The organism is Methylosinus sp. LW4, assembly GCF_000379125.1.
Taxonomy (GTDB): domain Bacteria; phylum Pseudomonadota; class Alphaproteobacteria; order Rhizobiales; family Beijerinckiaceae; genus Methylosinus.
Genome location: NZ_KB900626.1, coordinates 944702 through 963105, shown reverse-complemented (window position 1 = coordinate 963105; position 18404 = coordinate 944702). Strand labels below are relative to the sequence as shown.

Sequence of the window (18404 nt, the reverse complement as noted above, 5' to 3'; positions counted from 1 at the left end):
CTCGGGCCGGACCGGCCGGCGTCTCGTGAAAATCGAAAAGACAAATCAAACTTGCATGATCTCTTTTTCTTTTTGCGCGAGCATGGTGTCGATCTCGCGCACCGACTCGTCGGTCGCCTTCTGCACCTCGGCCTCGTGACGCTTGGAGTCGTCCTCGGGAAGAGCGTGATCTTTCAGCAGCTTCTTCAATATATCGATGCCGTCGCGCCGAACGTGGCGCACCGAGACCCGCGCATCCTCGGCATATTTGTGCGCGACCTTCACCAGCTCCTTGCGGCGCTGCTCGTTGAGCTCCGGCGTGCGAATGCGCAGCACCTGACCCTCGATGGTCGGCGAGAGCCCGAGATTGGAATCGCGAATCGCCTTGTCGACGGCGCCGACGAGGCCCTTGTCCCACACCTGCACGGCCAGCATGCGCGACTCCGGCACGCTGATCGTCGCCACCTGATTGAGCGGAGTCGCCTGGCCATAGGCCTCGACATGGATCGGCTCCAGCAGGCTCGCCGAGGCGCGTCCGGTGCGAAGCCCGCCGAGCTCGTGCTTGAGGGTCGCCAGCGCGCCCTGCATGCGGCGTTTCAGTTCGGGCAGATCGAAAGTCTGAGCCATAGGAAACTTTGCCTATTCGTGATGTCTTCGGTTCGAACGAGCGGGCCGCGCCGGCTCAGGGTCGGAGCGTTTCATAGAACATAATCCGCCGAGGCGGAAATCGCCGCCGCATCCAGAAGGCGCTCGTCCGCTAAGGAACGACATGGGTGGCCCGCCCTCTTCCTTCCAGCACCGCGCGGATCGCGCCCGCCTCGGCGATGGAGAAGACGATTATGGGAATCTTGTTCTCGCGGGCAAGAGCGAAGGCTGCGGTGTCCATCACGGCGAGGCTTTTGGCGATGGCCTCGTCATGAGTCAGCTGCTCATAGCGCCGCGCCGAAGGGTCGCGCTTGGGATCGGCGGTATAGACGCCGTCGACCTGAGTCGCCTTCAGCACGGCGTCGGCCGAAAGCTCGGCGGCGCGCACCACGGCGGGCGTGTCGGTGGTGAAGAAAGGCAGGCCCGTGCCGCCGGCGGCGATGACGACGCGGCCCTTGTCGAGATGATGCAGCGCCGCCCGCCGCGAATAGGATTCGCAGAGCGAGGGCATGGGCACGGCCGAGAGCGCGCGCGCCTGGCGGCCCTGCGCTTCTATCGCCTGCTCGAGCGCGAGCCCGTTCATCACCGTCGCCAGCATGCCGATCGAATCGGCGCGAGCGCGCTCTATGCCCTTGTCGGCGCCTTGAATGCCGCGAAAGAAATTGCCGCCGCCGACGACGACCGCGATCTGCACGCCGAGCGCGGCGGAGGCGGCGAGATCCTTGGCGATGCGCTCCAATGTCGGCGCGTGCAGGCCATGCGGGGCGTCGCCCATCAGCGCCTCGCCCGAGAGCTTGACGACGACCCGCTTCCATTTCGGCGGGCTCGAAGGGTCCGTCATCGACGCCTCTCTTTCGCTGGTGAGCCTTTGTTCGACCTTAATAGGAAACCGCCGCCGCTCCGGCAAGGCGCGCCGCGCCGCGGAAACGGGCGCGTTCACAAAGCGCGGAGGAATTCGTCGATCGTCTCGAAAAAAGAAGCGGCGTCGCGGCGCGGGAACCCTGCGATCCGCCGCGAAGCCGCGGCGCGGCGCGGCGAATCGGGGGCGCTATAGTCGAGGATCGCGTCGCGCCAGCCGAGGCCGTCGAGCGGATCGATATAGTCGAGCGTGTCGTCGGCGATCTCGCGAAAAATCTCTATGTCGGAGGCGATGATCGGGGCGCCGCAGGCCGCGGCCTCGGCGATGGGGAGCCCGAATCCTTCCGCGAAGGAGGGCGCGAGCGCGGCGCGAGCGCCGGCCAGCAGCCGCCGCATCGCCGGCGTCGACAGGCCGGAGGCCTCCACCACATGCGGGCGCAGGGCCGCGCAGCGCTCCAGCATGCGGAGCACATTCTCATTGTGCCAGCCGCGCTTGCCGACGAGGACGAGCTTGGGCGCGCCTGCGCCCTCGCGCTCGGCCAGCTCGCGCCAGACGTCGAGCAGAAGCATATGATTCTTGCGCGGCTCGATCGTGCTGCAGAAGACGAAATAAGGCGTGTCGGCGAGCCGCGGATCGGCGACCGCCTCGCGCTCGAAGGCGGGCGCCGCCGGCAGGCCGGCGACGCAGACCGGCAGATCGCCCCTGCCCTTCTCTTTCGCATAGTCCGCGACCCGGCGCGCGACCGAAGCCGATGCGACGACGACCCCCGCCGCCCGCCGCACGATATTGCCCATGACCAGACGATGCTTGTCGCGCTCGGCCGGACGGAAGAATTCGGGCGCGTCCAGCGGCAGGAGATCATAGACGAAGAAGACGGGCTTCACGTCCGGCCGCGCGTCGAGCCAGCGCAAATGCCATTCCTTATGCACGGGAAACTGGCTCGCATTGAAGAACACGGCGCCCGCCGGCGCCTCCGACGGCGGCCGCCCGAGACGCAGAGCCCAGCGCCGCATGGCGCGCCAATTCTCTCGAACGATCGCCCAATCGCGACGCGCCACCCTCGGCGCCCGCGGCTCCTGCGGCGTCGCGCCGAGCGAGGCGACCACACGCTCGTACATCTCGTCCGTGGAGGCGCCGTCGTCCGTGGAGGAATCGCGAAGCTCGTTCCAATAGGTCTCTATGTCGATGAGCGTGCGCAGCCCCGCCTCGGCGGAGGCGAGCCGCGGCCCGAGCGCCGCCGCGGCCAGCGCGACGCCGCCCTCGCCCGAGAGAAAATGCCGCGCCAGGGCGAAATCGACCCGATCTATGCCATTGGGCGTCGGATTGAGCGCGCGCGTGACGAGCCGCGTGACGTCATAGACCACGGGCCGCTTCATTTGCGGCACCGCTCGCCGCGCTCCCGGCATCGCCAATGGTCGATGACGTCGTTCGATTCGCGAATCACGCGCTCGCTCTCCTTGGAGAGACATTCGCGATAATGGAACACGGAGGCGATATAGGCCTCGACCTCGGCCCCGCAGGCCTCCGCCGCCCGGCCGGGCATGAAGACGCAAGGGGGCGCGCCCGGCTGCACGCAGAGATTGAAGCCGGGAGCCGCCTGCGCGAAAGCCGCCTCGGGAATTGAGAGCGCCGCCGCCGATGCGGCGAAACGCATGAGAAAGAGCAAGCGCCGTCCCGCGCCGCGCGCGGGCGGACGCCGATCGATGATCATCCGACGCTCGTCTTGAGAAAACCCAGCCACGCGCGGAGAATTGCCTCGTCGCGCGGCCGCGCGCAAGGGCGCTGACGCTACAAGGGCGCCGACGCTATTCGCCCGGCGCTCCGTCCGGCGCGCGGCGTGCGTCGCGCGGCGCCTGCCGCGTCTCGGCGGCGCGGGCGCCGAACCATTCCACGGCGTCGGCGAGGGCCTGCCGATAGGGGCGCGAGCAGTAGCCGAGCTCGCGGCGCGCCTTGGAATCGTCGAAGAACATGGTCGTCGCCGAGAGACGCAGGCTCTCGACATTGAGGAAAGGCTCGCGGCCGGTGAGCCGCGCCAACGCCTCATTGGCGTGCGCCAGCGGCAGCAGCGGCCAGCGCGGCAGGCGCATGAGCGGCGGACGGCCGCCGACGAGCCTCGCCACCTCGGCGAGCAGCTCGGAGAGCTCGACATTCTCGCCGCCGAGAATATAGCGCTCGCCAATTCGTCCCTGGCGCAGAGCGGCGAGATGGCCGGCGGCGACATCGGCCACATGCACCACGGCGAGGCCAGTGTCGACATAGGCCGGCATATTGCCGCGCATCGCCTCGAGGACGATGCGGCCGGTCGGCGTCGGGCGGACGTCGCCCGGGCCGAGCGGCGCGGAGGGATTCACGATGATGGCCGGCAGCTGCAGCCGCTCCACCATATCCTCGACCAGCCGCTCCGAGAGGAGCTTGCTGCGCTTATAGGCGCCGAGGCGGTCGCAGGCCGCGAGCCGGCGCGTCTCGTCGCAGAGGCCGGAGGCGTCGGGCGCGAGCGTCGCGACGCTGCTGGTATGGACGATTCGCTCGACGCCGGCGCGCAGCGCCTCCTCCATGACGATGCGCGTTCCCTCGAGATTGGTGCGCATGACGACAGCGGGATCGGGCGCCCAGAGGCGATAGTCGGCGGCGACATGGAAGAGGTAGCGCACGCCGGAGAGCGCGGCGCGCAGGCTCTCGCGATCGGTCACATCGCCTTCGAAAATCTCATATTGCGGGCGGAGATTGGCGCGCGGGCTCGTCGGCCGGACGAAAGCGCGCACGCGAAAGCCCTGCTCGTGCAGCAGGCCGGCGACCGCTCCTCCGATGAAACCGCTCGCGCCAGTGACGAGGGCGATATCGCGCATGTCGCTCGTCATGGCCAAAACGTCGACAGGCTCCATTGTGGCGGCGCCGGAGGCGTCGCTCCCACGTCGCATCTGGGGCGCGCGCCCATGAAAGCAAGTCCCGCGAAAGCAAGTCCCGCCGCGAGCTCACGCTCGCGCCGCAGGACGGCGCCCCGCCAGAGGTCGTCACGCTGGAAAATCTGATGCGCCGTCAAAACCGGGCCTGCCGTCCTGTTTCGTCGTCGTCAGCCGGCCGAGACGCCGGGAAGCTCGCGCGCAGGCTCGGCCGCAGCCGGCTCGGCCGCGTGGCGGCGCGTCGGCAGGCGGTGAATGGTCGCCGTCTCCTGGTCGTCGTCGCGGTCCATCCGCGACAGATCCTGACGCACCATCAGCACGAAGAGCGCGAAGGCGATAGCCGACATCGTTCCGATCGTCACGTCGAGAATGGAGAAGCGCCACAGCCGCGCCTCCACCACCTGCGGGCCGAGCCAGCAGGCGAAGAGGCTCCAGGCCGCGACCAGAATGCGGAACTCCGTCGCGCCCATGCCGCCATAGGACAGGCGATGCACGCCCGCCGTCGCCACGCGCAGATAGGTGTAGGAGCTCATCAGCAGATAGAGCGACAGCACGAACAGCGCCGACGGAAGCGTGAAATAGGGCGAGACGCCGAGGCCCACGACGATCAGGCTCTGCGCGATCAGATCGCTCGAATGGTCCAGAAGGAAGCCGTAGCGCGGACGCTCGATCCCGCGATAGCGGGCCAACGTCCCGTCGAGCGAATCGCCGAACCAGTTCAGGAACAGGCCCGCCACGACCACTGCGAGGAAGCCGGCCGACCAATGGCTGAGCGCGAAGCCCGCCGCCGTCATCGCCGCGCCGATCAGCCCGGCCGCCGTCAGATGATCCGGCGTGGTCCAGACGGGCAGCCGCGGCGCCAGCGCCTGCAGCACGCGCCGCTCGCCGATCGCCAAAAGGCTCGTGTTCAATCGGTTCGCCAAGAAACCCCCTCGAAAACCAAGCCCGCCCTCGCAGCCCTTGTCTGGCGTCCTCACCAGCGGCCACGCGCTCTATTGCACCGCAATAATATCCATCGTCAGCTTGCCCGCGGCTTGCCGTCGCGTCAATCGCTATCACGCCTCGGGACGAATTTCAGACGTCCCGATAATAGTTTCGCGCATGAGTGGTCACTTCACCGCAGCGCCGACCGCAGCGCCCTGAATCGCCGGCTGCGTCAGCATGGAAACGAGCTGGAACGCCTTGGCGATCTCCGTCACAGGCGCGTTGGACACATATAATATGTCCTTGTCCCGCATCGCGAACCGACGCGCCGTGAACAGCGCCGCCGGACTGCGCATGTCGAGATGATAGGCCACCGGAACCTGACGCTGCGAGGCCAGCAGCGGCGACACGGTCGGATAATCCGCGATCACAGCCGTCTGCTCATAGCGCAGCACGAACAGCCCGCTCGGATCGGCGCGCTGGTCCGCGAGGCCGCCGGCCTTGCCGATCGCCTCCTCCAGGGTGATTCCCCGCGCGTCGAAGGGCACCACGGCGTTGGCCCCGGTCGCGCCGGCGACGGTAAAAGTCTGCGGCGTGCGCTCCACCGTCAGCACATCGCCCGGGCGCACGAATATATTCTCGCGCGGATTGGCGAGCAACGCCTGGATCGGCGCGCGCGCCGTGCGGTCGCCGCGCGTCAGGCTGACGAAGGTCTCATGCACCGGCGAGCGGAAGCCGCCCGCCTGGGCGATGACGTCCATCACGCGGTCGCCGCGCAAGGTCAGCGGCACGCGCGCGCCCTGCGTCACCTCGCCCGTCACCGTCGCCGTATTACTGATGTTGCGCGACACATTGACCAGCGCCTGCGGCTCGATCGCCTTGCCGCGCAGCCGCTCGATGATGACGGCCTCCACCTCCTGCTGGGTGCGGCCGGCGACCTGTATCCGCCCGGCGTAGGGAACCGTCACCGAGCCGTCGCGCCCGACCGTCTGATCGGGAATCGCCGCCGAGCGCGAGCCCGGACTGGTTCGATCCGTCGCCGGCGAGGAGAACAAACCGCCCGCAGCCGCCTCCCAAAGAGTGATCTGCAACGTGTCGCCGACCCCGATCGGCTGCGAGGCCGGCGGACGATAATCGCCGAAGGACCCGCGCAGGCCCGGCGCGCCATGCTTGGCCAGCGCCGCCACCACTTGGCCGTCGATCTCGACGAGGGCGAAGGCCGTCTCCGGCTGCGATTCGCTCGGCACGCCGGCGGTCATCACCGCATCGCCCGACGGGCCGCTGCCCGGAAGCAGGCTGCAGCCCGAGAGCGAAGCAGCCGCAAAAACCCCGAAAATACGAAGCGTCTTCAAAACCACGCCGCCCCCGACCAATGCTCCGAGCCGCTCCCGGAGCTTCGCCGCGCGCCCAAATGACCCTGTCTCTTTGGCGAAGACAAGGCCTTCCACGCCACGCGAACCCTTTATCGCCCGGCTGTGACCCGTTCGCTACAGGCCATGGTTAACAAAATGCAGGCGCCGCGAAGATAGGCTCTCACGGGACGACTTTGGATTTCGCGCATGAATTCCGGCTGATCGCGCGAATTCTATCGCAGAGCGTGCGCTCGAGCGGCCACGACGGCGGCGTCCGCGAAAATATCGCGGTATATATCGATGGTGCGTCGGAAGCCTTCGGCGATTCCGATTCGTGGGCGCCAGCCCAGCGTCTCCAGCCGCGTCGTGTCCGGGGCGGAGCGCTGAACCACGCTCGGCAAATAGCCGGAGAGCGGAACGCTCGAGCGCAGCGACAGACCGCGCTCGGGATAGAGGCCCACCAAAGTCTCGGCGAGGCCGCGGACGGAGGCGACCGCCTCGCCATTGCCGACATTATAGGCATGGCCGACCTCCCCCTTCAGCAGCACGGCGAAGAAGGCGCGGGCGGCGTCGGCGAGATAGCAGAAGGCGCGCTCGGCCGATCCATCGCTGTTGAGGACGATGTCCCGCCCCGTCACAATGTCGCGCACGAAATCCGCGAAGACGCGGCCGTCGTCGAGCCGCATGCCCGGCCCGTAAGTATGGAAGGGCCGCACGATCACCGCCTGCGTCCCATATTGCGCGCAATGGGCGACGCAGAGCGTCTCCCCCATGCGCTTCGACTCGGCGTAGCAGGCGCGCTGGGTCGCCGGATCGAGCCGGCCGAACACCGTCTCCTCCACCGGCTGGGCCTGCGGCGGCAGCGCGCCATAGACCTCGGAGCTGGAGAAATAGAGGAAGCGGGAGGCGTTCTTGCGCCGCGCCAGATCGAGCAGCCGCGAGGTCCCGATCACATTGGGCGCCGCCGTGCCGACCGGATCTATGCCATAATAGCGCGGGCTCGCCTGGCTGGCGGCGTGGACGATCATATCGACCGCGCCGGGCTGATCGAAGGGCTCGACCACATCGCCTTCGACGATCGTCAGAGCGCGATTGTCGAGATGCGCGCGAAAGCGGCGCTCGGCCTTTTCCCGTGAACGGACCAGCGCCAGCACATTCGGGCCGATGTCCGGCCGGCTCTCGGCGAGAGCGAGCAGAGCGTCGACCATCATCGCCGGCAGAAAGCCATTGGCCCCGGTCACGAGAATGGTGCGCCCGGCGAGCCGCTCCCAGGGCAGATCGGCGGCGAGAATATCGGCGATATCCGCGCGATAGAGCGGATGAGTCAGCAGCAGCGCGCCATCGGGAGCCGCATTCATGCGCGCGCTCCGATCTTGCCGGCGTCCCGTCCGGCGACCGCGCGCGCCCGAGCGGCGATGGCGGCGGGATCGAGCCCGGCGCGGCGGCGCAGAGTCTCCGTGTCGCCGACGAGGCTGGGGAAAGCCTGCGGCGCGGTGAGATCGACGAAGGCCTCGCCCATCCCGCGCGCGAGAAGAGTCTCCATGACGCCGACCGACAGCGGATTGCCGCGATAGCCCTCGAAAACCGACACGACCGGCGCGCCGGTGAGCAGAGCGGCGAAAGCCTCCGCCGGAAAAGGCTGGACGATCGGAACGCTGACGACGGCGGCCTCGATCCCCTCCCCCGCCAAATTCTCCGCCGCCGCGAGACATTGCGTCACCGAGCCGCCGCTCGCAGCCAGGGTGACATCGGCGCCGCGGCGCGCCGCGAAAGCCGCCGTCTGCGGCGAGAAGATCGGCGCGCCATAAGAGGCGCCGCTCTCACGAGCGATGCGGAAATAGGCGGGGCGCGGATCGTCGAGCAGCGCCGCGTAACAGCGATCGAGCTCGGCGGCGTTGCCCGGATTGGCGACGACGAGATCGGGCAGCGCCGCCATGATCGTGGCGTCCTCGAGCGCATGATGCGACGGACCGAGCGTGCCGTAGGAGAAGCCCGCGCCGACGCCGATCAGCCGCACGGCGCGGCGCTGATAGCAGATGTCGTTGCGAATCTGCTCGAGGCAGCGCGCCGTCATGAAGGGCGCGATGGAATAGGCGAAGGGCCGAAAGCCGCCGGCGGCCAGCGAGGCGGCGACCGAGACCATATTGGCCTCGGCGACGCCCATATTGACGAAACGCTCGCCGAGCGCCTGCTCGAGCGGCTCGACGAAAGAAAAGCCGAGATCGCCGGTGAGAAAGACGATTCTGGGATCGACGCTGGCGTCCGCCTCTATGAGCTCGATGATCCGCTTGCGCATCAGGCGAGCTCCAGATCGGCGGCGAGCGCCGGCTTGTAATGCGAGGCGACCGTATTCTCTATGCGGGCGACGCCCTTGCCCTTCACCGTATGGGCGAGGATGACGCGCGGGCGTCCGCGCGAAGGCTGCTCCAGCGCCGCGACCAGCGCCGCCCAATCATGGCCGTCGAGCTCGATCGTCTCGAATCCGAAGCTGCGCCATTTGGCGCCGAAGGGCTCGAGGTCCATCACCTCGCGCGTCGGCGCAAGCGATTGAATGTGATTGTAATCGACGATAGCGGTCAGCGAGGCGAGCTTGCGCGCGCCGGCGAAGAGCGCCGCCTCCCAGGTGGAGCCCTCGTCGCATTCGCCGTCGGAGAGAATGCAGAAGACGCGATGGGCGCTTCCGCGCAGCCGATGGCCGAGTGAAAAGCCCGCCGCCAGCGACAGGCCATGGCCGAGCGAGCCGCTGGTGGCGTCGATGGCGGGGACCGCCTCGGTGAGGCCGACATGCCCCCAGAGCGGCGTGCCATTCTGCAGATAGGCGTCGAGAAGGCCGGGCGCGACGAGGCCATATTGCTCGAGAGCGGCGTAATAGGCCATGGCCGCATGGCCTTTGGAGAGAATGACGCGATCGCGGTCCGCCGCGCCGGCGGTCGCCGGACGCAGATCGGAGACGGCGAGCACGGCGTCGAGAATCTCGACGACGCCGAGCGAGGAGCCGAGATGAGCCGAATTGGCGCTATAAGACATGGAAATGACGCGCCGCCGCGCCGCCGCGCAACGCGCGGCCGCCGCCGCTTCGTCATAGGATAGGGGCGAATGTTTCCGGCCCCGCGCCGAGCCTGCTCTCGCCATCGGTCATGTCCTCGCCATTTTCGCGAGCACTATGCCTTTCGAAAGGTTAACGCTTGGCTTAAGGCCGGCGGCTCTCGCTCGGGCTTGCGCGCCGCCGACGATATGCGACAATACAAAAATCGTCCGAAGCGCAAACGAACGAGCGGAGGCAACCGCGGAGTGCGTCGCTCATGAAGACCGCCGATCACCATCAGAGCTTCCTGGCTCCGGCCGAGCAACGGCTGCTGCGCGCGCTCGTGATCGAGCTGCCGGAATCGGTGACGCCTCTGCAGTTGACGCGCATCGGACTGTTCGGCGCCTGCGTGGCCGCCGTCGCGCTCGTCGGCTGCCGTTGGTCGGCGTTGTGGATGCCATTGATTCCGCTGGGCGTCTTTCTCAACTGGTTCGGCGCGGCGCTGGACGGCAGGCTGGCGCTGCATCGCAAGAGCGTCGATCCGCGGCTCGGCCTCGTCGAGCACACATTCGATCTCTTCTCCCAAATATTGCTGATCGTCGCCTTCGGCCTCTCGCCCTTCTTGTCGATCGAATCGGCCTTCGTCGTGCTGATCTGCTATCTGCTCTTCTCGGCCTATACTTATATTCGCGCGATCGTCCGCCACGTTCAGCAAATGGCCTATATCGGCCTCGGCGCGACCGAGTTCCGGCTGCTGATGGCGCTCTGGCCTTTCGCCGCACACGCCATGGGAATAGACGAGACCAATGACGTCGGCGTCTCCCGGCTCGACGCCGCCATCCTGATTTTGGCGGGTTTCGCCATTTGCGGCCTCGCCATCAAGGCGCTCACCGACGCGCGCCGCGTCGCGATGGACGAGAGCGGCCGGGGCGTCTGAGCCCGGCCAGCCGCCGCCGTTTCCTCAAAAAAACGTCCTCTCCCGCTCGAAAGGCTTCGCGCGCCGGCGCGAACGTCGCTATGGACGCGCGCCGAGGAGAGAGGAAAATAGTTTCCGGGCATTTTCTGATTCGCGTCCCGTCGGCGAGCATGTTTTTCCCGCGGGCGAGACGATGCGGATAGAATTTTCTCGCCGGCCGAGACGGGAGAGACGGGAGAGACGGACCAAGATGAAACTCGATTCGAGAAGCTGGGCTTTGGTCGCGGGCTGCGCGCTCGTCGCCGCGGCAGGCGTGTTCGCTCTGAGCCGGGCCGGCTTTTTCTCGGCGCCGGACCCTTCCTCGCTCTGGTCATGGTCGCTCGACAATTGGGAGACGACAATCGTGGGCGCCTCCGGCGAGCGCTTGCGCATCGCCCATGAGCCGCTCGCCTTGGCGCGCAATCTGGCGCTGATCTCCGTCTCCTTCATCGGCGTCGTGATGGGAACGCCGCGCGTCGTGGAGATCGTCACGCGCTCGGGACGCGACGGCGCCGCAGCGACGGGAGCGCCGGAGGATTTCGCCAAGACGCGGCGGCTGATCGACGGCGAGCTCGGAACGATTCTCACTCTGGTGCGCTCGCATCTCGACAGCAACAAGACCTATTCCGCCGCCCTCGCGAAAGGCCACAAGGAGATCACGGCGACGACGAGCCCGGATCAGATCCGCGCCGCCATCGTGCTGCTGATCGCCGAAAATCAGAAGATGCTGCGCGAGACCGAGGAGCATCAGCGCCAGCTGGAGGACTCGCAGCGGCAGATCACGCAATTGCGCGCCGAGCTGGCCGAGACGCAGGAGCTCAATGTCCGCGACTCGCTGACGCAAGTGTTCACGCGCCGCCATTTCGACGAAACGCTGGCGCGCGAGGCGAAGCTCGCGGCTTCGACGGCGAGCGCCTTGAGCCTCATCATGGCCGACATCGATAATTTCAAGAAGATCAATGACGGCCATGGCCATCTCATCGGCGACGAGGTGCTGAAGAATTTCGCCAGGACGATGACCAAGCATGTCGAGGAGAAGGACACGGTCGCACGCTATGGCGGCGAGGAATTCGCGATCATCATGCCCGCCGTCTCCTATGCCGAGGCGAAAATGGCGGCCGAGCGCATTCGCGCCGAATTCGAGACCAAGAAATGGGCGATCAAGGGCGGCGCGCCGATCGGCCGCATCACCGCCTCCTTCGGCGTCGCCCAGCTGGCGCCCAATGAGAGCGCCGAGAATCTGATCCAGCGCGCCGACGCCAAGCTCTATGTCTCCAAATCGCGCGGCCGCAACATCGTCACCGTCGACTCCGACCTCTCGCCCCGTTGAATATTTCGACCAGACTGGTAGATTTATCCAGCGAGGCGCGAGAGGCGCTTTTTTCCCACCGAAGGCGACGAGCATGGAGACGAGCCGTTCCGGCGCTCCGGCCGACAGCGCGGCGACGATCGCCGAGCTTTTCTATCTGAAGCCGACCGACACAAAGCCGGTCTCCTACACATTCGAGCCGCCGCCGGGCGCCGGCTGGCAGAGCGGCGAATATTTGCCGCAACAGACCAGCATCGCCGATGCGCGTCGCCACGCCGCCGACGCCGTCATAGATCGCGAAGGATTCCAGCTCCTCGCGGCGCCGACGATGGTCGAGGATTTCTGGAGCGAGGCGCAATTGCGCGCGATCTATTATCCCGAGACCGAGGCGCTGCTGAAGGAGACGCTCGGCGCGCGCGAGGTCCATATCTACGACCATACGCTGCGCAAGCGGATGCGCCCCGGCCCGCTGAGCTTTCGGCGCTCCGTCGACGGCTCGCCGCGCGAGCCCGTGGGCCGCGCGCATGTCGACCAGACGCTCCAATCCGCGCCCAAACGGCTGCGCGAGATTATGGGAGATGCGGCCGAGCGCTTCTCGCGCCCGCGCTTCGCCATCATCAATGTGTGGCGGCCCTTGTTCGGCCCGGTGGAGGACGCGCCGCTGGCCGTCTGCGACGCGCGCAGCGTCGCGCCCGGCGATCTCGTCGCCTGCGATCTCGTCTTCCGCGACCGGCGCGGCGAGACCTACGCCCTCGCCTATTCGCCGCAGCAGCGCTGGTTCTATTATCCGCGCATGCGCCGCGGCGAGGTCCTGCTGCTCAAATGCTATGATTCCCGCGCCGATGTGGCGCGCTTTTCGCCTCACACCGCCTTCGACGATCCGGCGACGCCGCAGAACGCCCGCCCGCGCGAGAGCATAGAGCTGCGCTGCTTCGTCGCTTTCGACGAATGACCCTCGCCGCGCATGCGGCCGAGCCTCGAGGACGAAAAATGAACGATATTCCCTATCGCGCCGCGCTCATCATCGGCGCCGGCCCCGGCGTCGGCGCCTCGCTGGCGCGGCGCTTTTCCGCCGCCGGGCTGAAGGTCGGCGTCGCCGCCCGCGACGCGCAGCGGCTCGCCCCCATTGCGGCGGCGACCGGCGCCGAGGGCTTTGCCGCCGACGCCACCGATCCCGCCTCGGTCGCGGCGCTGTTCGAGGTGGCGGAGGCGAAGCTCGGAGAGATCGACGTCGTCGTCTACAACGCCGGCGCGCGTATCCGCGGCGCGCTCGCCGAGCTCGATCCAGAGGCCGTGCGGCGCGCTTTCGACGTCAACGCCTTCGGCGGGTTTCTGGTCGCGCGCGAGGCGGCCAAGCGCTTCGAGAAGCTCGGACGCGGCGCGCTCTTCTTCACCGGCGCGACCTCGAGCCTGAAGGCCTATGCGATCTCCGCCCCCTTCGCCATGGGCAAGTTCGCGCTGCGGGCGCTGGCGCAGAGCGCGGCGCGCGAATTGGGGCCGAAGGGCGTGCATGTCGCCCATATCGTCATAGACGGCGTGATTCGCGACGCCGGCCGCGTCGATCCCGCCGACGCGACGCTCGAGCCGGACGCCATCGCCGACGCCTATGTCGATCTCCTGCGCCAAAAGCGCAGCGCCTGGTCCTTCGAGGTCGAGCTACGGCCATGGTGCGAGAAATTTTGACAAAAGCTGAATCTGCGGCGCGACAAAATGTCGCAAAGTGGACCAGGGCGTGTTATCGTGAGCCGTCGACCCAGGGCGAGCGCCCGCTAGGAGCGGCGCGCTCGTCCCCATAACGACGAACAAAATGGGGAAAGCGCTCATGAACACGATTACGGCTATCCTATCGATCGTCGCGACCTGCGCCGCCGTCACTGCCGCGATCACCGCTTTCGCGAATATGTGACTTCGGACAGTCATTGGAGGGCCTGCGAGCGTTCGCTTCTTGCGCAGCCCCGCCTCACTCAGGTCTCGCCGACGCAGATGCGCCGGCGAGGCGCACGGCCGCCTTTCTCGATGGAAAACGTCAGCGGCGGCTGCAGAAGCCGAGCGCGTCGCGACGCGCTTTCAGCGTATCCGGCATTCGCCATCGGCATGCCGGCAGAGCGATCTCCCGCGCTTCGCGGTCGCGCGACCGTGACACGAGCAATTCCGCAAAAGTCAGTCGCGCCCGGCTCTCCAAATCGGGAAAGCGATTGTCGTCGAGACCGCCGTCCTCTCCGAGAAGAAGATTCAGCTGCGCCTCGGCCGCTCCGGCGGCGCCGAGATCGATCAGCAGCGTCGCATAGGCGAAGCGCGCCCTCGGGTCATGCCGGAACTGCGCATATCCCGCCACAAGCAGCGCGACCGCCAACGCGCCTGCGACCTTCGCCGGATGTCGTCGCGCCGATCCGAAAGCCCGGCGCGACCAATTGGTCGCCGCGTCCCGGACAATGCCGGACCAGCCGCGAAAATCGCGCGCCTTTCCATAGACGAGCGCTCCCTCCATCGCCGCAATCTTTCGCGTCACCGCGCCCTTCGGGTCCGCGACGGTCACGATCTTGAACCCGTCTTCGGGCATCGCGTCGAGAATTGCGTTCAACCGCTCCTGAGTCGCCGCGACCTTGCGGGCGAAAGCGACGACCGCGACATAACATCTGAGCCCGGGTGAAAGCTTCAGCTCCCGTCCGACGAGCCAGACGCTGGCGACGGGAAGATCGGCGAGCGTCGCGCGCAGACGCTCGAGCTCGGCGGCGCCGAGTCCATGATCGGTGAGATCATCGGTCGGCAGGACGTTGGAACGCTCGGCTTCCGCCGCGCTCCTGCGCTGATCCGCCTCCTGCACCGTCTCGACATAGCGGAGGCCCCGCTCGATGTCGCGACGACCGAGGAAATAGGAGGCGAGAATGCGCGACCCCGGCTCTCGCGCGTCGGGCGACAGCTCCATCGCACGTTCTATGTCCAGAACGCCATCATGGTCGCCATCGGCGAGACGCAGCCTTCCGCGCATGAAGAGCGACGGAGCGTGATCCGGCTGGCGCGACAGAGCCGCTTCGACCAAGGGCCGCGCCCGCTCCCGCCCCTCGGCCTCCTCGATCAGCGCCGCATAGTCGAGCAATCCGCTCTCATCGAGCGCGTCGACGCCGCCGCTATATTCGGATACGCGCTCCGCGAGCTTCTGATGACGCTCGCGCGCCTGCGCCCATTGTTCCCTTATCGCATTCGACCATTTCGCATCGGCCTCGGCGACGAGACGCTCGCGCAGCTCTCCGAGCAGGGCCTCGCCCGCGGAGCGCTGAAGAACCTCGGGCGGCCGCGGCGTCTCGCCGAGCGCCTGCAGTCGATCGGCGACGCAAGGATGTGTGTCCGCCAGCGAGGTCCGACGCGCGAGGACGCGCCGCATCGACGCGTCGATCTCGGCGGGCGAGATTCGCCGCAGCGCCTGCAGAGAGCGCGCGAAAGGATCGCTCGGCGGCTCGCTATCGGCTCGGGCCTCGCGGAACAAGGCGGGCCAAAATTCGTTCTGGAGATGATCGTGGAACACGTCCGAAGCCAAAAGCGCATGCGCGCCGACGGCGGCTCCCACGACCTCCGCGCCGGCGCGGTCCGCGTCATATTCATTGGCGCGCGCCAGCACGAAGCTATAGGCGTTGAAATAGGGCGCATACCAATTCAGAAAACGCGTGAAGACGCCGCTCATGATGTTCCGGCCGCCGGACAACGCCGCCAGAATGCGCGGCCAGGCTTGGCGGACACGATAGATCCAATTTCGAAAGCGCGTCTGCCTGCTAGAGAGATGACCGAGCTCGTGGCCCAGGACGAAATCGAATTCCTCGACGGTCACGGCTTCGAGGAAAGGCAGGCCGATGACGAGATGATTGCGCGGTCGACCGAAGACGCCGAAGCTCGAAACCTGCATCACCCCGACATTGAAGCTGCCGACATCGACGACGACTCGATGAATGGGCGACGCCATCAGCTTCGCGCGCGCCTCGTCGATCCGCGAGAAAAGCCGTGGCGCGGATTGGCGCGTGATCTCGACGCCCTGCGGCGGCTCGATCCGCACCAGCAGCGAACGGCACAGCAGCCAAGCGATCACGGTCGGAATCAAAGCGAATTTGATGATCACAAGGTGATTATGCGCGAAAGCCTCGTAGAGCAGCAGCAGGCCCGCGCCGGCCGAAAGCAGCAGGATCGCGGCGATGAAGGCGAAGCCGAGCGTCGCCAGCAGGAAGACGCGGATGCGATAGGCGCGCGGGTTGCGCTCGGCCAATCGCTCGCAAGCGAAGACGAGCTTCTCGAATTTGAGCAAATCATGCATGAAAAAACGCTTCGAAAACGGGTTGCCGCATGGGCCGCTCGCCGAAATGGCCTCCGGCGTCGTCGCCCCAGCCCCGAGACTAGCCGAGCCTTGGCGATTTACAACCTCGATCTCTAGGGAATCTCTTCCACATCCGCGAGCCAGGCGGCGGCGCTGGAATCGCTGGGCGCGCGCCAGTCGCCGCGCGGCGACAGCGAGCCGCCGGAGCTGACCTTCGGCCCATTGGGCAGAGCCGAGCGCTTGAATTGGCTCGTCGCGAAGAAGCGGCGCACGAAGACGCCGAGCCAATGCTTGATCTCCTCGACGTCATAGGCGCGACGCTTCTCCGCCGGAATATCGACTGGCCAGCGCCCGGCCGCGGCGTCGCCCCAGGCGTGAAAGGCCAGAAACGCCGTCTTCGTCGGCGAAAAACCATAACGCGTCGTGTAGAAGAGATTGAAATCCTGCAGCGCGTAAGGGCCGACGACATCTTCCGTGCGCTGCACGCTCGCGCCCGGCACCAGCTCCGGCGAAATCTCCGTGTCGAGAATGTCGCGCAGCACGGCGACTGTCTCGGCGCCGAAATGGGCGTCGCGCGCGCACCAGCGAATGAGATGCTGGATCAATGTCTTCGGCACTGAGGCGTTGACGTTGTAATGCGACATTTGATCGCCGACGCCGTAAGTGCACCAGCCGAGCGCGATCTCCGAGAGATCGCCCGTGCCCAGCACCAGCGCATCGTGCCGATTGGCGAGACGGAACAGCAGAGAGGTGCGCGCGCCGGCCTGCACATTCTCGTATGTCGTGTCATAGACGGGCTCGCCGCGGGCGGCGGGATGGCCGATGTCCTCGAGCATTTGCCGGCAGGCGGCCGTCACATCGATCTCCTGCGCGGAAACGCCGAGCGCGCGCATCAGCCGCCAGGCGTTGGCCTTGGTGCGGTCGGTAGTGGCGAAGGCCGGCAACGTGTAGGCGAGAATATTCTCGCGCGGCAGGCCCAGCGCATCGAAGGCGGTGACGGCGACGAGCAGCGCGTGAGTGGAATCGAGCCCGCCCGAGACGCCGATGACGAGACGCTGAAAATTCGCCGCCGCGAGCCGCTGGCGCAGGCCGTGCGACTGAATGTTGAAGGCCTCGAAGCAGAGTTCGGCGAGGCGCGCTTCGTCGTCCGGCGCGAAGGGAAAGCGCGCGACCTCGCGCAGCAAGCCGAGATTCTTGTCGCGCGGCGCATGCAGCTCGAAGGCGATGCGGCGAAAGCTGGTGGCGCCCGCCTCTATGTCCGCGCAATCGCCGAAAGTGACTTGGCGCATGCGCTCGGCGGCGAGCCTGCCTAAGTCGATGTCGGCGAGAATGAGCTGCGGCTCATCGGCGAAACGCTTCGCCTTGGCGAGCAGCGCGCCATTCTCATAGATCATCGCCTCGCCGTCCCAGGCGAGATCGGTGGTCGACTCCCCCTGCCCCGCCGCCGAATAGAGATAGGCCGCGAGGCAGCGGGCCGAATGGGCCGCGCACAGCGTCGCGCGATAATCGGATTTGCCGACAATGGCGTTGCTGGCCGAGAGATTGAGCAGCACGGTCGCGCCGGCGAGCGCCGCCCGCGTCGAGGGCGGAATCGGAACCCAGACGTCCTCGCAGATTTCCGTATGGATCGCGAGGCCGAGAAAATCGCTCGCCTCCAGCAGAATGTCGGAGCCGAAAGGCGCGGTCTGGCCGGCGATCTCCATCTCCTCGCCGGCGATGAAGGCGCCGGAGGCGAAATGGCGCTTCTCGTAGAACTCGCGATAATTGGGCAGATAGATTTTCGGCGTGACCGCGAGAATCTCGCCGCGCCGCAGAATCACCGCGCAATTATAGAGGCGCCCGCGCCAGCGCAGCGGCGCGCCCACCGCGATCAGCGGCTGCAATGCGCGGCTCGCCTCCAGCAATCGCCCGATCGCCGCTTCCACCGCGCCCAGCAACGCCGTCTGATGCAGGAGGTCGTCGATGGCGTAGGAGCTGAGTCCGAGCTCGGGAAAAAGAACCAGCGACGCGCCTTTGGCGTCCGCCTCGCGGGCCATGTCGATCGTGCGCGCGACATTGAAGGCGGGATCGGCGACGCGCGTGCGCGGACCGGCCACGGCGACGCGAACGAAGCCATGCGAATGGAGCGAGAAGAAAGGATGCGTCATGCGCGCGAT

Annotated in this window: 16 protein-coding genes; 4 read left to right on the top strand and 12 right to left on the bottom strand. The window is 67.0% G+C overall.

Annotated features, from left to right (window positions below):
- Positions 1-45: 45 nt before the first annotated feature.
- The 10 genes from frr to METLW4_RS24015 all read right to left on the bottom strand — a co-directional run bounded on the left by frr (position 46) and on the right by METLW4_RS24015 (position 9686).
- Entirely contained in the window at positions 46-606 is a 561-nt protein-coding gene (gene frr / locus METLW4_RS0104870) for a ribosome recycling factor (protein ID WP_018265082.1), read from the bottom strand.
- A gap of 130 nt (positions 607-736) precedes the next feature.
- Positions 737-1465, bottom strand: coding sequence for a UMP kinase (gene pyrH, locus METLW4_RS0104865; RefSeq protein ID WP_018265081.1), 729 nt, complete (start codon positions 1463-1465; stop codon positions 737-739).
- 95 nt (positions 1466-1560) lie between these two features.
- The gene (locus METLW4_RS0104860) at positions 1561-2859 is read right to left on the bottom strand and encodes a glycosyltransferase (protein WP_018265080.1); all 1299 of its coding nucleotides are present in this window, start codon (positions 2857-2859) and stop codon (positions 1561-1563) included.
- Positions 2856-3194 carry a hypothetical protein gene (locus METLW4_RS24030; RefSeq protein ID WP_018265079.1) on the bottom strand — a complete coding sequence of 113 codons (339 nt, stop codon included), beginning with the start codon at positions 3192-3194 and terminating at the stop codon, positions 2856-2858. Before METLW4_RS24030 ends, METLW4_RS0104860 begins: the two co-directional genes overlap by 4 nt.
- Before the next feature lie 94 nt (positions 3195-3288).
- Positions 3289-4329, bottom strand: coding sequence for a hopanoid-associated sugar epimerase (gene hpnA, locus METLW4_RS24025; RefSeq protein ID WP_245258408.1), 1041 nt, complete (start codon positions 4327-4329; stop codon positions 3289-3291).
- Between the two features lie 224 nt (positions 4330-4553).
- Entirely contained in the window at positions 4554-5306 is a 753-nt protein-coding gene (locus METLW4_RS0104845) for a CDP-alcohol phosphatidyltransferase family protein (RefSeq protein WP_026191259.1), read from the bottom strand.
- A gap of 186 nt (positions 5307-5492) precedes the next feature.
- Complete coding sequence (locus tag METLW4_RS0104840) at positions 5493-6665, bottom strand: polysaccharide biosynthesis/export family protein (RefSeq protein ID WP_198290174.1); 1173 nt, start codon at positions 6663-6665, stop codon at positions 5493-5495.
- Positions 6666-6892: 227 nt separating this feature from the next.
- On the bottom strand, positions 6893-8017 hold the full coding sequence (locus METLW4_RS0104835; protein WP_018265075.1) for an NAD-dependent epimerase/dehydratase family protein: 1125 nt from the start codon (positions 8015-8017) through the stop codon (positions 6893-6895).
- Entirely contained in the window at positions 8014-8955 is a 942-nt protein-coding gene (locus METLW4_RS26295) for a transketolase family protein (protein WP_018265074.1), read from the bottom strand. The genes METLW4_RS0104835 and METLW4_RS26295 overlap by 4 nt, the downstream gene beginning before the upstream one ends.
- On the bottom strand, positions 8955-9686 hold the full coding sequence (locus METLW4_RS24015; protein WP_043332206.1) for a transketolase: 732 nt from the start codon (positions 9684-9686) through the stop codon (positions 8955-8957). The genes METLW4_RS26295 and METLW4_RS24015 overlap by 1 nt, the downstream gene beginning before the upstream one ends.
- A gap of 275 nt (positions 9687-9961) precedes the next feature.
- On the opposite strand from METLW4_RS24015, the gene METLW4_RS0104820 reads away from it, so the two are divergent.
- The 4 genes from METLW4_RS0104820 to METLW4_RS0104805 all read left to right on the top strand — a co-directional run bounded on the left by METLW4_RS0104820 (position 9962) and on the right by METLW4_RS0104805 (position 13631).
- A complete protein-coding gene (locus METLW4_RS0104820; RefSeq protein ID WP_018265072.1) occupies positions 9962-10621 on the top strand; it encodes a hypothetical protein in 660 nt (219 codons plus the stop codon).
- 229 nt (positions 10622-10850) lie between these two features.
- Positions 10851-11969 carry a GGDEF domain-containing protein gene (locus METLW4_RS0104815; protein ID WP_083919216.1) on the top strand — a complete coding sequence of 373 codons (1119 nt, stop codon included), beginning with the start codon at positions 10851-10853 and terminating at the stop codon, positions 11967-11969.
- Positions 11970-12042: 73 nt separating this feature from the next.
- Positions 12043-12900 (top strand): CmcJ/NvfI family oxidoreductase, encoded by an 858-nt coding sequence (locus METLW4_RS0104810; protein WP_018265070.1) that lies wholly within the window; start codon positions 12043-12045, stop codon positions 12898-12900.
- Positions 12901-12938: 38 nt separating this feature from the next.
- The gene (locus METLW4_RS0104805; protein ID WP_026191257.1) at positions 12939-13631 is read left to right on the top strand and encodes an SDR family NAD(P)-dependent oxidoreductase; all 693 of its coding nucleotides are present in this window, start codon (positions 12939-12941) and stop codon (positions 13629-13631) included.
- Between the two features lie 343 nt (positions 13632-13974).
- Here METLW4_RS0104805 and METLW4_RS0104795 read toward each other — a convergent pair whose 3' ends face one another.
- Together METLW4_RS0104795 and METLW4_RS0104790 are read right to left on the bottom strand one after the other, a co-directional pair.
- Positions 13975-16248 (bottom strand): M48 family metallopeptidase, encoded by a 2274-nt coding sequence (locus tag METLW4_RS0104795; protein WP_018265067.1) that lies wholly within the window; start codon positions 16246-16248, stop codon positions 13975-13977.
- 113 nt (positions 16249-16361) lie between these two features.
- The gene (locus tag METLW4_RS0104790; RefSeq protein ID WP_018265066.1) at positions 16362-18395 is read right to left on the bottom strand and encodes an NAD(+) synthase; all 2034 of its coding nucleotides are present in this window, start codon (positions 18393-18395) and stop codon (positions 16362-16364) included.
- Between the last annotated feature and the right edge of the window lie 9 nt (positions 18396-18404).

Excerpts from the sequence above, each read along its gene's own strand:
- frr (WP_018265082.1), bottom strand. The coding sequence starts at position 606 with ATGGCTCAGACTTTCGATCTGCCCGAACTGAAACGCCGCATGCAGGGC.
- pyrH (WP_018265081.1), bottom strand. The coding sequence starts at position 1,465 with ATGACGGACCCTTCGAGCCCGCCGAAATGGAAGCGGGTCGTCGTCAAG.
- METLW4_RS0104860 (WP_018265080.1), bottom strand. The coding sequence starts at position 2,859 with ATGAAGCGGCCCGTGGTCTATGACGTCACGCGGCTCGTCACGCGCGCG.
- METLW4_RS24030 (WP_018265079.1), bottom strand. The coding sequence starts at position 3,194 with ATGATCATCGATCGGCGTCCGCCCGCGCGCGGCGCGGGACGGCGCTTG.
- hpnA (WP_245258408.1), bottom strand. The coding sequence starts at position 4,329 with ATGCGCGATATCGCCCTCGTCACTGGCGCGAGCGGTTTCATCGGAGGA.
- METLW4_RS0104835 (WP_018265075.1), bottom strand. The coding sequence starts at position 8,017 with ATGAATGCGGCTCCCGATGGCGCGCTGCTGCTGACTCATCCGCTCTAT.
- METLW4_RS26295 (WP_018265074.1), bottom strand. The coding sequence starts at position 8,955 with ATGCGCAAGCGGATCATCGAGCTCATAGAGGCGGACGCCAGCGTCGAT.
- METLW4_RS24015 (WP_043332206.1), bottom strand. The coding sequence starts at position 9,686 with ATGTCTTATAGCGCCAATTCGGCTCATCTCGGCTCCTCGCTCGGCGTC.
- METLW4_RS0104820 (WP_018265072.1), top strand. The coding sequence starts at position 9,962 with ATGAAGACCGCCGATCACCATCAGAGCTTCCTGGCTCCGGCCGAGCAA.
- METLW4_RS0104815 (WP_083919216.1), top strand. The coding sequence starts at position 10,851 with ATGAAACTCGATTCGAGAAGCTGGGCTTTGGTCGCGGGCTGCGCGCTC.
- METLW4_RS0104810 (WP_018265070.1), top strand. The coding sequence starts at position 12,043 with ATGGAGACGAGCCGTTCCGGCGCTCCGGCCGACAGCGCGGCGACGATC.
- METLW4_RS0104805 (WP_026191257.1), top strand. The coding sequence starts at position 12,939 with ATGAACGATATTCCCTATCGCGCCGCGCTCATCATCGGCGCCGGCCCC.
- METLW4_RS0104795 (WP_018265067.1), bottom strand. The coding sequence starts at position 16,248 with ATGCATGATTTGCTCAAATTCGAGAAGCTCGTCTTCGCTTGCGAGCGA.
- METLW4_RS0104790 (WP_018265066.1), bottom strand. The coding sequence starts at position 18,395 with ATGACGCATCCTTTCTTCTCGCTCCATTCGCATGGCTTCGTTCGCGTC.